Below are 14,219 nucleotides of genomic sequence, written 5' to 3'. Positions count from 1 at the left end.
ATCTATAGATGAAAACAGTTATTCAAGATACAGCTGATGTTTATTTCAGAAGAAAATCTGATGGTCAGCTTGTATTCACAGCAGAAGCACAAACAGCTTCATTCTCCCAAACCATCTCCGAAGAAAAACTTCGTGGTGGTATCGGAAATAAACCACTTTATATCTTGAAGTCTGAAAAAGAAATCAATCTTACTGTCAAGAATGCATATTTCGACTTAGAGTGGTTAGCAATGACACAAGGTGAAACAATTGAAGAAGAAGCAAAAGTTCAGGTTTTCGACCGTGAACATGGTCTAATTGTTGATGACAAAAATGCGGTTACACTTAAAGGTAAACCGGTAAGTGATGTAACCTTCTTCAACAAAAGAGGTGTTACGTACAAGACACCTGTGTCAACAGATGGATCTTATTTAATTCCTACTGGATTTGCTGGCACTAAAGAGAAATTAACTGCAGTGTACCAGATCAACAAAATCGGTAGACGCCTCCCTATTAAAGCGAGCAAATTCTCTGAGCGATATGAAGTTGAATACCGTACAATTGCCTATAATCCTGACACTGAAGAGGTTTACAGTGATATCTACATTCAATTCCCTAACGTATCTCCTTCTGGCGAATTTGAAATGTCGCTCGAAAACGGTAATGCATTAGCACCAGAAATTAAATTTGAAGCACTGGCGGATACTGACACTGATGAGATGGCTGTTGTTATTGAAGCGAGTAGAGAAATTAACTTTGTCAAAGACCCAGATCCTGGATCTGATACAGAAACACAAACTAAATCCGTAGACGTTGGCAATTAATTTTACAGGAGTGATTTTTAATGGCAGCAAAACTTAATGATTTCGATGGTGTAAAATCTTCAGCTAGAGATGATGGAAACGGTGGCTTAGTAACTGACATTCATCTCAAATCACAAGAAAAGCCTCTACAAGTTGACTTCCCTCAAGCTGGTTTAGATGCTATCAAAGGCATCCAAGTACAATCCCCTTCCGTGACCTTGAATGAAAGAGATCCCGGTTTCTCCTCTTTTAAAACGGATAAATTCACTGTTACTTCAACAGCTCAAAAAGTTACCGCAGGTATCACTGACAGAACAGCACTTACTATTTATCCTCCCGCAGAAGGCACGGTTTACATTGGAAACTCTACTGTAACCGCTGATACAGGTATCCCATTGACAGCCGGTGACAAACCTTTTTCGGTGCCTGTTGCTGCTGGCAAAACACTTTATGTCTATGTGATCAATGACGGTACTGACAGGGATGTAAGAGTATTTGAAGCTAAATAATTTGAGGGGATCCTTCCCCTCTCCTTTTTAAATAAAAGTCAGTTTTTAAACAGACTTAGGAGGTGGAGTTGTTGACAGAAACCGATGAAAATATTTTAAAAACCATTCCAGATAAAGCAACCTTTACATTCCACGAAGCAACAACTGCCCCGTCTGAAGGTGAAGAATTTGTAGTATCACATTATCGGGATATTACTGTTAAGATCTCTGGTTCCTCAACTTCAAGAGAAATAAAATTCTTTGCCGTAGATGAAAATGGTGAAAAGACAGAAATTGCTGGAACAAACAAAACTGATTTTCAATTAGGTACGGGCACATTGAATACAAATGAAAACTGGGATTTCGATATTGCGGGGCTTTTCAAATTCATGGTTGAGGTCATTTCCGTAAATGGAGATGTTACGGTTAAAGGAATTGCGGTGAGTTAATGAGCAGCAGTAAATTTGTAGGTCAGCTCAAACAAAACAATATACAAATCAATAATCTTAAAGATCAATTTTACAGAACTGAAGCTCATATGTCTGATCATGAAAAGCGTTTATCTGACAAAGTCGATGATTTCATGGAAAAGCAAAATTCAGAGTTAAAGTCGCATACTCAGAACACAGAAAACCCGCACCATGTAACTAAAGAGCAAGTCGGATTATCAAATGTGCTCAATGAAGAGCAAGCCACAAAGGTAGCTTTTGATGGCCATCTTGAGGATAAGAAAAATCCCCATGCAGTTACAAAAAGTCAAGTTGGGTTGTCTAAGGTTGATAATATTCAACAGGCATCGAAGGTGGATTTTGATGCTCACGATGCAGACCAGGATAGACATATCACAAAGGATGAGCGCAGTTATTGGAACAGTTCCGATGAAAGGTCAAAGTCTTTTTTAGCTGAACATACTGACAATCAATCAAACCCACACAAGGTTACTGCTGAACAGATTGGACTTGGGAATGTAGACAATGTAAAACAAGCTACTAAAAGTGACTTTGATAATCATCTGAATGACACTAATGTCCATATCAACAAATCTGATCGGGATAGATGGGACGCTACTCAACTTTTCAAGCTCACTGCTGATGATGGAAAAATATTCTACAAGGGTAGCTCCGAAAAAACGGAGTACAACGATTTGATTAACACTGGATTTTATTTAATCGCCAACCAGGGACTTCACTCCCCTGCCAACTTATCCAATGTCTATTTAGTTGTTATGAACTATGGAACTACAATTGCACAATTCGCATTAGAATCGTATTACGGAACACATACTTATTTCCGTTTTAGAAAAAGCGATTCAACGTGGACTTCTTGGCAAACACATGAAACGACTGACGGAGCACAAACCAGAGCCACTTCCGCACTCAACTCAGCGAAAGCCTACACCGATGCCCACGAAGCAAAAACTGATATTCACGTTACTTTAGATGACAAAGCCAGATGGAGTGGTACATCAGGTTCTTGGAACCCAGTCACACTTATTAATGGAGCTACACAATACTCCACTTACCCTTTCAAATTCTCAAGTGTAAATAACGTGCTATGGCTAAGAGGATCTTTCGGAACATTGCCGGCCATTGGAACTGCAGTTGCTAAATTCTCAACCAAGCCAACACAGCTGGTGGATTTTGTAGTACCCACAATTGGATCATATGGAACAGCGAGATTTGCCTTCACAACAGATGGAGATTTACGTTTTGATGGATTGTACGCTAATGACATTAACAGTGTTTCCAGAGTTTCATTTAATATAGGAATTCCTTTATGGTAGTAGGTGAAAATATTATGCATGTTCTTTATTACGATGAGAACTTTATGTACGCTGGAGAAGACTTCATTGAAGGCGATGCTCTTCCTCCAAATAGTACAACTGCTGTCCCAGACCCCACAATAATCTTACCCAAATATGATCCCAAGAAAAATAAATGGATTGAATCAGCAACTGAAGAATACAAGGATAGCGTTAAGCCAGATATTCCTGAGCCTAGCGATATTGACATTTTAGGACAAACACTGTCCCAACTCCGTATAAGCTTGTTACAAGTTAACAAAACAATAGATGCAATATTAAAAGATATTGATGATCTAAAAGGAGGTTCATAAAATAACTACATATAACTATTGGGTTAAGGCCCTGAGTCGGAAATGGGCAACCGTCGAGCAAGTCAAAGAAGCCTACCAGGAATTCAACGATGTGACAAAAGAAGAGCTACAATTAGGCGTAAAGAATGGTTTAGTCACTTTGGAGGAGTACAAAGAAATCACTGGCGAAGACTACAAAGAAGCAGACACGGAATAAAATACAAGTTTTATTTAGACACCTCTCCCCTTTTGAGGTGTCTTTTTTAATGAGTTCAGGATATATAAGGAGGAAATGAGATGGCATCGAAAAAATTAAATTTTGGATTAATTGAAGAAAGTGTGAGCAAATACGATAAGAAAGAAAAAGTACAACTCACTGATGACGTACATGTCTTTATTTACCCACACTTTGCCCCTTCTCGCATATCCAAAATGTTTATTGAGATAATTAAAGACCCCGAACGAGCTGAAGAAAAAGGGATTGATTTTAAGAAGATCAATTATTTCGATTGGATAGCTTTTTCACTAATTAAAGAATTTACGGATTTAGGCATTCCAAATGATATTAAGAATAAGATCAAATGGTTTCACAACCTTACTGACTCTGAATTTTTCCCATTGATTCTAAGTAGCTTCCCTGAAGAAAGCATAAAGAAACTTGGTGAAGCAGCAAAGATGATTCAAGATAATTTAGATAAACTTTCAAATATGTCTCAAGAAGAAATAATTGACCTTGTCATTAACAAGGTCGAAGAGATTGAAAATGAACAAGAGGCTGAATAATGGCCAAAAAGATAAAGGAAATAGCAGCACTAATTGAATTTGCCGCGAAGCAAGCCGTTCAAAAACAATCAAGCACAAAAAATACGATGATTAAAACAGGTCAAGAGCATGTGCAATCTGATGTGTATGACACCTATGACCCCCTTGTATATGAACGTACTTCTCTTTTGAAGGACTCCTTTGTCATTCAAAACGAATCTAACGGACTCTCATTAGACAATACCCGTAAAGACAACGGTAAGGATGTTGCCACGGTTGTTGAGACTGGTCAAGGATACACGTATCCAGATAAATACGGTTATGGTTACGGAAAACCTCGCCCATTTATGAAGAATACCGCTGAATCGTTAAAAGATGGAAGATTAGTTGCTGCTATAAAAAAAGATTTAAATACAAGTGGTATTAAAACAGAATAACGGTGGTGTATTAATGGCCAGAGAAATAAAACAAAACATGATGCGCTCTAGAGCCGAAAAGTTGCCCGAAGTCACAGATGAAATGTGGGGTCAGGTTGATGACGAGCATAGAAGCTTAACACAAGAATTTCTTGATGCCCACTCATTCCGAGATAAAACTAGGAAGCAATACAACTCCTCTCTTCGCCAGTTCTTCTGGTGGGTGCATAATTCTTTGAATGGGAAGAAGCTTTACAAAATATCCAAAAGGGATTTCATCAGATATCAAAGCTTCCTGAAAAATAGAGGGATGTCTTCAAGTGGAATAGCTTTAAAAAAGGCTGGAGTATCTTCTTTAAATAACTACATTGAAAATGTTGTTGCTGAAGATGACGATAATTACAAATCATTCAGAAACTTCACAAGAGGTCTTCCTGCCATCCCTAAAACAACCACGTATGAGAAAGTAAAGGTTACTTACGATGAATACAGAACAATGATGAAAGTGCTTGAAGAAGATAAAAACTATTTGGGAATGGCTTGGTTAGCTACTGCCTTTAATGTAGGTGCCAGAAGAGCTGAAATTATTCAGTTTAAAACCGAAATCCTGAATTATGAGATACCTGAAGGTCAATCTTATGTCATGGCTCACAAAGTTCTTGGAAAAGGAAAAGGCGAAGGAAAACCCCTCGACTACATGATTAACACAGAAGCTCTGGAATATTTGAAGCTTTGGCATGAACAACGGGGATATGACCATGAATATTTATTTACTACACAGTACGGTGGCCAACCAAGACAAATGTCAGAGGGGTGGGCTGACTATTTTTGTTCTGATGTTCTTTCTGATATCCTCGGTCGCCGCATTAACCCTCACCTCTTTAAGGCCTCCTGTATTACTTACCTTCTTGAAGTCAAGAAAATTAAGATTGAGCTCGTGAGTAAATATGTTGCACAGCATAATGACGTGTCTACAACAATTAAGCATTACGACCTTCGTGATTTTAAAGAAGAAAAGAATCAAATCTTCTCGTAAACATTATGAGTCTCTTCAATCCTCACCAAAGTTCAATTGAGAATATGCAACAGCAAATTAATGAATTGAACGAAGCTGTTGCTGAATTAACTAGGCTGCTTGATACTAAAGCAGATAAGAATCAATTCGGGTCTAAACAGATTGATGAATCCAAGATCAGTGACGGTAAAGTTCTTGTTTACAATGCAAGCACCGGTAAACTTGAATACGGAAAGATTAAGAAAAGCTTGTTGGGAGACATATCAATTGATTTGCTTTAGCGACACTCTTTATGAAATCCCTCTTTTATGCAGAATCAAAATCCTTCAATTGAGGGATTTTGCTTATGGATAAAACCTTAAACTTATTTCCATATTTGACGATAATATGGAGAGGTGAAAAATATGAATAAGACCATACTTAAACACAATTTAGTACAGATGGATAGTCGTGACCTAATCAAATATATACAAAAGGAATTCCCCCACTCAGGCGAACCCTACTCAGAACAAAAACGCAAATTGCAAATCCTAAAATCACTTAATCCATCAGATTTAACTTTAGCTATTTCCCGTATGACTCGAATTGAAGCGTCCTATGATCACACAAAAATGTGGACAGTTGGAAGTGTCCTCATAGGAACATGCTTACTATCTCTCAGAATTATGTTTAGTTTTAATTTGCTTTGGTATATTCTAATCGCAATAGCCATTTGCCTTCTCCTCCTTTTCAATGTACGAAAGGATAGGGATATTGTTATTACTGCTACATATTTTAAAGAGTTACTCGAGCAGATTAAGTCTGAAAAAGGAAAGTGATCCTTCCCATTGCTGGTTCTAACCTTTTGGAAACCATGATATAATGTAGGAAAATAATACTGGTGGTGGTTGGATGAACTGGGCTATCATTCTAATTTTAGTGATTGGCGCTTTCATTATTATCGGGGTTTGCGCTTCAGATAAGCAAAAAGAAATGGATAAAAAAAGGGCAACCGAGATTGAGAGCATCGGGAACTTTCCTTCTAATTACAAGTCAATTATTAATCCCGATAAAAATGCAAAGCTTACATTGGTTGAACCGGATGATAAGTTTATGATCCACAAATTCAATCAATATGGAACACTGGAAGAAAAAATTATTCCCTTTGAAAAAATCATTGAAGCCGAGGTTTCAATTGATGATTGTACAGTTACAAAAGTATCCAAAGGAAGTCAAATAACCGGCGCTGTTGTTGGTGGATTAGCAGCAGGAAGCATTGGAGCTTTAGTTGGTGGGTTATCTTCCAATAAGACAGAAACAAAATACTTCAAAAAAATTGATTTGAAATTAAAACTCGATGATTTCTCCTCCCCTATTTACAGATTTGATTTCCTGCCGAGTAAAGATGAATTTGGCCTAGAGAATGTTAAAGGGTTTAAACAGGATGATCCAAAAGTTAAAGATGCTTTATCAAATGCTGAAGTATGGCAAGGGATTATGGAGATTGCAATACGGAAAGCAAACAAAGTCGCTCAATAATGAGTGGCTTTTTTATATGCCCTATTCGAAAGGATGTGACCTATATTTGAGTCAAGATTTAAAGATCATACTCACACCCAAAGCTGATACTTCTTCAAAAACTGTCGAACAGTTAAATCAGCAAATTAAATCTTTAGAGAAAAAGCTAAATTCCCTTAATTTAAAGACCAATATTGATGCCTCTGCTTTAAAGACTCTCAACGATTTCTCCTCTGCAGTTGAAACTTATCAAAAACATCTCAAATCCTTCAATCAAACAGTTAAAGAAACCACAACGATTACCAGAAATGCTGATGGTACTGTTGAAAAGCTTACGCAGCAGTATAAGAAAAATGGCGAAATCATTCAGCGTGAAAAGAAATTCATCGACAATCGTAATCAATCACTACGTGAACAAACGCAAGAAGTTAACAGGCTTGCTCAAGCGACTGAAAAACTTGGTCAGGTACAGAAGAAAACAGAACAAAAGAATGCTCAAGGACAAACGACAAGGGTTACTCAAAAGAACCGCAATGGCTTTGACGATATTACCTATACAACTGATCCAAAAACAAACGCTACTACATCTAAAGTAACAACGAATTATGATCAGCAACGAAAAGCAATTGAACAATTAAAACTGGATTTAGAAAAACTTAGACAGCAAGGAATTGTAACTGACACCACCCTCTCTTCCCTTGGACGGAAATTAAATACTGCTCAAACAGCACAACAAATTGAAGCATTACAAAACAGAATCAAAATGCTCGATGATAAGTCTGCTGCTGTGGCGAAAAATAATGAGCTCAGAAAAACTATTGAGCTTTATCAACGCCAAGCACAAGTAAACGTACAAAACCTTAATACGCGTTATGGCGATACGATGGGTGCTGGAAATAGACAAGCTATCCAAGAATATCTGAATGCAGTTAATAGTCTTAACTCAAGCGTCGGCGGAAGTAATGTCAGATCTCAAATTCAAAGCTTGAACATGCAATTCAGGGAATTGGCTTCAAATGCTCAAACAGCGTCTAGTCAAGCCTCCTCTTTTGGCACAGAGTTAACTCAAGCTTTCAAAAGTATGTCGACATATTTGATCTCCGGTTCTTTATTCTACGGTGCTATATCTGGGCTTAAGGAAATGGTCTCCCAGGCTGTTGAAATTGATACTCTAATGACAAACATCAGACGTGTAATGAATGAGCCTGATTATAAGTACAATGAGCTACTCGAGGAATCAATAAACCTAGGCGACACCCTTTCAAACAAGATCACTGACATACTCCAAATGACTGGCGATTTCGGGCGTATGGGTTTCGATGAAAGTGAACTGTCTACGCTTACTAAAACCGCTCAGGTTCTACAAAACGTCTCTGATTTAACTCCTGATGATACTGTTAACACCTTAACTGCCGCAATGTTAAACTTCAATATTGCTGCGAATGATTCTATTTCAATCGCAGATAAGCTTAATGAAGTCGATAACAACTATGCTGTAACCACTCTTGACCTGGCGAATTCTATTCGAAAAGCAGGAAGCACCGCCTCTACTTTTGGCGTTGAATTAAACGATCTAATTGGTTACACTACAGCAATTGCAAGTACCACCCGTGAAAGTGGAAATATAGTCGGTAAAGTGATTGCTGACTTTAAATCTCTTCTGATTGACTTGGAACTCCTAACGTTAAGACGAGGACGACAAGGGGCAAGCGTTATTGCAGCCTGAACGACTGAGCGAAGAGACGCTAAATTGCGAAGCGACAGTCTGAACTTCTATGGAAACATAGAGAGTATGATTGAAGTATCATACCGCCACATATAGTGGTCAGTAGCCTTTAAGGTGAAAGTAACAGAATTGAACTCACTTAAAACCATTTTCGCACGTATCGGGAATAATGATAGCTCAATTAAAGCCTTAGAACAGATTGGCATTTCTGTGAAAACAGCTAGTGGTGAGGCGAAATCTGCTACTGAATTAATTAATGAGTTAGCAGACAAATGGAATAACCTCAGCGATGCTCAAAAACAAAACACCTCGATAGGTGTAGCGGGCATTTATCAGCTTTCTAGATTTAATGCCTTAATGAACAACTTTTCCATATCACAAAACGCAGCGACTACTGCGGCTAATTCCGCAGGAAGCGCTTGGAGTGAACAGCAGAAATACGCTGACAGTTTACAGGCAAGATTAAATAGGTTGTCAAATGCATTTACAGAGATGTCAGTTGCCTCAAGTGAAGCTTTCATATCAGATAGTATTGTTGTTTTTGCAGATGCACTTAAAGGTTTAATGCAAATAAGTGCTCAAATCACTAAAACAGTCGGTCTCCTTCCTCAAGTTATAGGAGCTGCTACAGCTGCAGTTATGCTTTTTAACACTTCTTTACGTACAAGTGCACTTACCTCAGGAATGGCAATGGGCGCAGCCCTTAAAAATTTAGTACTCAACTTTAATGCTGTAACTGTTGGAGTAACTGCCGCCTCTGCCAAAACAGTTGTTTGGAATAGAGCTGTAACTGCATTTAATGCATCCCTAGTTGGACTTAAAAGAGTGGCGATGACCACTGGAGCTTTCTTAGCAGGAAGTTTTCTTCCTATGGCAGCCATGGTTGGACTGGGCGTCGTTATTGAGAAACTCATTTCCTCTTATTCTGATTTAAAACAAGCTAGAGAAGACTTTGAACAAGCTAAAACTACTAGCATTGAAGCAATTACAACCAATAAAGATGAAACTGATAAACTGATTAGCCAATACAAAGAACTGCAAAAGGCTAAAGATGGCGGGGATTTATCAGCCAATCAGGAGCAAGAATACCTACAAGTAACGCAGCAATTGGCGCAAACGTTCCCGAATTTGATCGCCGGGTATGATTCTCAAGGGCAAGCAATCATAAAGAAAAACCAAGCACTAAAGGATGCTATAAAGTACACTGAAGACCTTACTAATTTAAACAAAAAAGACATTCAAACAGGTGCTAATAGTAACTTTAAGGATAGCTTAAAAGACATTGATAAACTCAATGATAAGATTAAACAGTATAAGCAGGTTGCCGATTATTATAAAAACGGCAAGAGTTGGGATATTTTCTCTTCTGAAAATGACAAAAAAAATCAAGGTATTAAAGCTGAACAAGATGCACTACGTACTGAGCAAGAGCTATCCAGCTCACAGGCTAAAATTAGAGAGCAAGTGCAACAGACAATTGATGCCTTTAACTCAATAAAGATAAATCCGAATCTTTCAAGGGAAATATCTAACGCATTCGATAAAATCGACTTCAGCAAAATGAATGCAGATGAACTTGAGTCATTTTCAATAAATGTTTCGAAATACATGGAAAATATTCAAAAAGCTCTGCAATCGGGCAATAAAAATAATTTTGATTCCGCCTCTAAAAGCTTAGAACAGCTTGTTAATCAATATATGAGTGGTAAAGATAAAGCTAATGGTTTGGCTTTATCTTATGATGACCTTAAAACTGCCATTGACTCTACAAATGATTCTGCACAAACTGCAAAAGTAACCTGGGATGAAAATGGTGAAGGTGTAGATGCATTAGGTGAGCAAGTCGGTAATTTATCTGACAAGCTCAAAGAAGCTAAAGGTGATTTTGAAGCAATTAAAGGAATCATCGATGATTTAGTTGAATCGAAGCAAAATGATGCTGCTATATCTGCCATTCAAAATGAAGCTTATGACACTATGTCTGACAGCATCTCCCCTTTAAATAACCTCCTTGAAAAAATGTCTGAAGGTAAAAGCATATCTGCAACAGAAGCCATGAAACTTATTCAGAAGGAACATGATCTTGCTGATGCAATTTCAGTTGAAAATGGTGTTGTAAAAATCAACAGAAATGCAGTTGTTAAGCTTCGGGATACAAAACTCAAAGCTTACAATGATATGCAACAATCTGTAAGACAAGATTTAATTAATCAGGCTAACGCATTAAATAAAAAGATTAACATGTATAAGTCTGAAGTTAAGGCTATCAAGACTGTGCAAGATGCTTATAACATGAAATCAGAGCTGGAGAGTAACAAACAAAAGATCTATGATGAATTAAAAAAAGGAAACAGCGGATCGCTGCAATTCCTTCCAAAGAATCAAGAGGATCTGAAACAAGTTACCGATATCACCGATCAGCTTAAAGAGCTTGATAAACTAGCCGATTTGGCTTCAACTTCCCTATCTGAAACAGGAACATCTCTTGATGACCTGTCTTCTTCAAGTGATAAAGCCTCTGAGGAAATTAAAACATCTATGTATGTGGCTGACAAATACAAGGAAGCTCTGGAGAAAGTTAATGCCGAAGTCGAAAAGTACAATAAGCAAGTAAACGACTATCCAAAGTATTCTCAAAGTTATCGGAATGCCCTGCAGAAAGAAATTAAAGCTCTTCAACAAAAGAAAAAGCTTATGCAGGAGCAAGCCAAACTCCTCAAGGATCAAATTAAGTCAGGGAACATTGCACAATACGGTATAGTTACCTCTTCCCTCTCCTCTGGTTCATCTTCTGGTAGTTCTTATTCTTCCGGTGGCGGGTCTTACTCCGGTAAATACTCCAGCTACATTAATTCTGCCGCAAGCAAATACGGTGTTGATCCAGCTCTAATTGCAGCTGTAATCCAGCAAGAATCTGGATTCAATGCAAGAGTTCGTTCTGGAGCAGGCGCAGCCGGATTAATGCAGTTGATGCCTTCAACTGCTAAAAGCTTAGGTGTAAACAATGTTTATGATCCGTATCAGAACATTATGGGTGGTACGAAATATCTAGCCCAACAACTAAGCAAATTTGGTGGCAATGTTGAGAAAGCACTTGCTGCTTATAACGCAGGGCCTGGTAATGTAATTAAATATGGTGGCATCCCTCCTTTCAAAGAAACGCAGAATTATGTTCAGAAGATCATGTCTAATTACACTAAGTCAATGACTTCTGCTAATTCATCCATTGCAAGCTACTACACGAAGAACAGCGCTTTTAGAATAAGTTCTAAGTATGGTGCACAAGATGGCTCTTACCGATCAACTCCACATAAAGGTATCGACTTTGCAGCGAAAGCTGGAACCGCAATTAAATCGGTTCAGAGTGGAAAAGTTCAAATTGCTGGTTATAGTAAAACTGCCGGTAACTGGGTTGTCATTCAGCAGGATGATGGGAAAGTTGCTAAGTATATGCATATGCTTGATACCCCTTCTGTTAAAGCCGGTCAAACTGTTAAAGCTGGCCAGACCATCGGTAAAGTTGGCAGTACGGGTAATTCAACAGGAAATCACCTTCATCTTCAAATTGAGGAAAACGGAAAGACTATTGACCCTGAGAAGTATTTAAAAGGTGTCGGTACATCTATTTCAGATGCATCTCAAGCTGAAGCAGAACGACAGCAAGCAATCGCACAAGCTAAATCCGACCTCCTCTCCCTCCAAGGCGACATTGACTCAGTAAACGATCAGATACAAGAACTCAGATATGAAATCGTTCAGTCGAAACTTGATGAATATGACAAGCGTATTGGTGATTTTGATGTAAGAATCGCTAAAGACAAAGCCCTCGCTAGTCATTATCTGAGCGACAGTAAAGAATTCCGCAAGTATACAAACGATCAGAAAAAAGCTTTAACTGAACAGCAAAAGATTCAGGGTCAGAAGGTTTCTTTTATTGAAAAAGAAATCAAAACAAACAAAACTTTAAATGGTGCTCAAAGAGCACAGCTTGCTGAGGAATTAAAACAGGCTAAGATTGATCTCATCAATTTTCAAGAAGAAGTAAGAGAACTTCGAGGACAGCTCATTCAGTCTGAGGTTGATCAAACACTTAACGGTATTGAGAAATCAACCAAGAAAACTGAATCCAAGCTTAAAGATGTTAGCAACAAAATATCCATGACCGAGGAAGATAAAGACAAGGTTAAATATTATAGCCAACAGATTAAGCTTATTCAGCAGCAACAGAATGAAGCGAAAAAGTATATCAAACAGTTGGAAGCACAAAAGAAAGCTGCTAAAGGGTTCCCGGATATTCAGAAACAAATTACTGAAGAGATCGAGAACTGGAAAGACAAGCAGAAGGATTACAATCTTGAGCTTTATAACACAAAGAAATCAATCAAAGATGTGTACAAATCTCTTGCTGATGAAGTTGTCTCCATCTATAAAGAGATGTACGAAAAGATGCGTGACATTGAATTAAAAGCGCACCAAAAAGCTACGCAAGACTTGATTGATGAGATTGATAAAACTGATGATGAAGCTAAATTTCAAAGACAGTTAAAAGAGAAGCAAGACAGTATCCAAAAACTCACTGACCAAATTAATCAGTATTCTCTTGATGACTCAGAGTTTGGTAAGTCAAAGGTTAAGGAATTGACTGAGCAGCTACAAAAGGAACAGTTAGATTTAGATGAGTTTCTTAAAGATCGTGAAAGTAGCAAACGAAAAGAAGCGTTGCAAGATCAGCTTCAAAAAGACGAAGATTCAATTAACAAGAAATATGATGATCTCGTCAATGATGAGCGTGGATTTAAGGAACTTGAGAAAAAGCTAATGGATGGGAAGATTACTGATATTGCTAAGCAACTGAATGAATTCTCTAAGTTCATTAACAGCAATATGGAGTCCATCGGGAAAAGCATCTCTAATAACCTTATCGATAAGCTTAAAGAAGCTTCTAATGCCCTTAATACTGTGACTAAAGGTAATACAACAGGCAAAAAAATATCCTCATTTGAAACAGGAGGATACACAGGAACAGGTTTAGGTTCTGGCAAGCTTGCTATTCTTCATGATAAAGAGCTTATTCTGAATAAGACTGACACCAAGAACATGCTTGAAACTGTAAAGCATGTTCGCAATCTGTCTGATAACGATTTGAATAATGAAACACCTAAATGGGGGCAAGGTGGAAAATTAGCAGCCTTGATTAACAAAGGAATCACCGCTATTCCATCAATAATTCCGAATATTAGCCAATCGAGCCTATCTAATAGTTTGATACCAAATGTTAAAACCACTAACCTCCCTCCTACAGTTAATTCTACTGGTGATAAAACAGTGAATCTAACAAACAATTTCAATATTGAAAAGCTCACAGGTGGTGAAACAGGAGCTAGGACAATGTTCGAAACCATCAAGAAAGAAGTTATAAAATTAAATGGAAGCATGTAA

General features: G+C 37.9%; 12 protein-coding genes and 1 pseudogene. All 13 read left to right on the top strand.

The features are described 5' to 3' along the window. Nucleotides 1-8: 8 nt before the first annotated feature. The 13 genes and pseudogenes from BGM27_RS08700 to BGM27_RS08640 all read left to right on the top strand — a co-directional run bounded on the left by BGM27_RS08700 (nucleotide 9) and on the right by BGM27_RS08640 (nucleotide 14,219). Nucleotides 9-803 (top strand): hypothetical protein, encoded by a 795-nt coding sequence (locus BGM27_RS08700; protein ID WP_020954180.1) that lies wholly within the window; start codon nucleotides 9-11, stop codon nucleotides 801-803. Nucleotides 804-823: 20 nt separating this feature from the next. Continuing rightward, on the top strand, nucleotides 824-1,291 hold the full coding sequence (locus tag BGM27_RS08695; protein WP_020954181.1) for a hypothetical protein: 468 nt from the start codon (nucleotides 824-826) through the stop codon (nucleotides 1,289-1,291). 71 nt (nucleotides 1,292-1,362) lie between these two features. After that, complete coding sequence (locus tag BGM27_RS08690) at nucleotides 1,363-1,719, top strand: hypothetical protein (protein ID WP_022553073.1); 357 nt, start codon at nucleotides 1,363-1,365, stop codon at nucleotides 1,717-1,719. After that, nucleotides 1,719-3,053: a pyocin knob domain-containing protein gene (locus BGM27_RS08685; RefSeq protein ID WP_020954183.1), complete on the top strand. Its 1,335-nt coding sequence runs from the start codon at nucleotides 1,719-1,721 to the stop codon at nucleotides 3,051-3,053. The genes BGM27_RS08690 and BGM27_RS08685 overlap by 1 nt, the downstream gene beginning before the upstream one ends. Beyond that, nucleotides 3,047-3,385: a hypothetical protein gene (locus BGM27_RS08680; protein ID WP_020954184.1), complete on the top strand. Its 339-nt coding sequence runs from the start codon at nucleotides 3,047-3,049 to the stop codon at nucleotides 3,383-3,385. Before BGM27_RS08685 ends, BGM27_RS08680 begins: the two co-directional genes overlap by 7 nt. 1 nt (nucleotide 3,386) lies before the next feature. Continuing rightward, nucleotides 3,387-3,581, top strand: a complete 195-nt coding sequence (locus BGM27_RS08675; protein WP_077210008.1) for an XkdX family protein — start codon at nucleotides 3,387-3,389, stop codon at nucleotides 3,579-3,581. 80 nt (nucleotides 3,582-3,661) lie between these two features. Further along, a complete protein-coding gene (locus BGM27_RS08670) occupies nucleotides 3,662-4,147 on the top strand; it encodes a hypothetical protein (protein ID WP_020954185.1) in 486 nt (161 codons plus the stop codon). After that, nucleotides 4,147-4,563 (top strand): hypothetical protein, encoded by a 417-nt coding sequence (locus BGM27_RS08665; protein ID WP_020954186.1) that lies wholly within the window; start codon nucleotides 4,147-4,149, stop codon nucleotides 4,561-4,563. The genes BGM27_RS08670 and BGM27_RS08665 overlap by 1 nt, the downstream gene beginning before the upstream one ends. 13 nt (nucleotides 4,564-4,576) lie before the next feature. Next, entirely contained in the window at nucleotides 4,577-5,578 is a 1,002-nt protein-coding gene (locus BGM27_RS08660) for a tyrosine-type recombinase/integrase (RefSeq protein WP_014472041.1), read from the top strand. Nucleotides 5,579-5,622: 44 nt separating this feature from the next. Beyond that, the gene (locus BGM27_RS08655; RefSeq protein ID WP_041482338.1) at nucleotides 5,623-5,838 is read left to right on the top strand and encodes a hypothetical protein; all 216 of its coding nucleotides are present in this window, start codon (nucleotides 5,623-5,625) and stop codon (nucleotides 5,836-5,838) included. A 610-nt stretch (nucleotides 5,839-6,448) separates the two neighbouring features. Beyond that, complete coding sequence (locus BGM27_RS08650; protein ID WP_020954189.1) at nucleotides 6,449-7,075, top strand: hypothetical protein; 627 nt, start codon at nucleotides 6,449-6,451, stop codon at nucleotides 7,073-7,075. Nucleotides 7,076-7,121: 46 nt separating this feature from the next. Beyond that, nucleotides 7,122-8,687, top strand: a pseudogene (locus BGM27_RS20735) (phage tail tape measure protein); the annotation flags it as partial. A 207-nt stretch (nucleotides 8,688-8,894) separates the two neighbouring features. Then, nucleotides 8,895-14,219 carry a phage tail tape measure protein gene (locus BGM27_RS08640; RefSeq protein WP_082187179.1) on the top strand — a complete coding sequence of 1,775 codons (5,325 nt, stop codon included), beginning with the start codon at nucleotides 8,895-8,897 and terminating at the stop codon, nucleotides 14,217-14,219.

The organism is Bacillus sp. FJAT-27001 (genome assembly GCF_019039175.1).
GTDB lineage: Bacteria > Bacillota > Bacilli > Bacillales > Bacillaceae > Bacillus > Bacillus velezensis.
Note: the sequence above shows the minus strand (reverse complement) of the source record. Positions and strands in the feature narration are given on the sequence as shown.

Bases quoted from the DNA above. Each gene is read 5' to 3' on its own strand.
- BGM27_RS08700 (WP_020954180.1), top strand. From the start codon at position 9: ATGAAAACAGTTATTCAAGATACAGCTGATGTTTATTTCAGAAGAAAA.
- BGM27_RS08695 (WP_020954181.1), top strand. From the start codon at position 824: ATGGCAGCAAAACTTAATGATTTCGATGGTGTAAAATCTTCAGCTAGA.
- BGM27_RS08685 (WP_020954183.1), top strand. From the start codon at position 1,719: ATGAGCAGCAGTAAATTTGTAGGTCAGCTCAAACAAAACAATATACAA.
- BGM27_RS08680 (WP_020954184.1), top strand. From the start codon at position 3,047: ATGGTAGTAGGTGAAAATATTATGCATGTTCTTTATTACGATGAGAAC.
- BGM27_RS08670 (WP_020954185.1), top strand. From the start codon at position 3,662: ATGGCATCGAAAAAATTAAATTTTGGATTAATTGAAGAAAGTGTGAGC.
- BGM27_RS08665 (WP_020954186.1), top strand. From the start codon at position 4,147: ATGGCCAAAAAGATAAAGGAAATAGCAGCACTAATTGAATTTGCCGCG.
- BGM27_RS08660 (WP_014472041.1), top strand. From the start codon at position 4,577: ATGGCCAGAGAAATAAAACAAAACATGATGCGCTCTAGAGCCGAAAAG.
- BGM27_RS08655 (WP_041482338.1), top strand. From the start codon at position 5,623: ATGCAACAGCAAATTAATGAATTGAACGAAGCTGTTGCTGAATTAACT.
- BGM27_RS08650 (WP_020954189.1), top strand. From the start codon at position 6,449: ATGAACTGGGCTATCATTCTAATTTTAGTGATTGGCGCTTTCATTATT.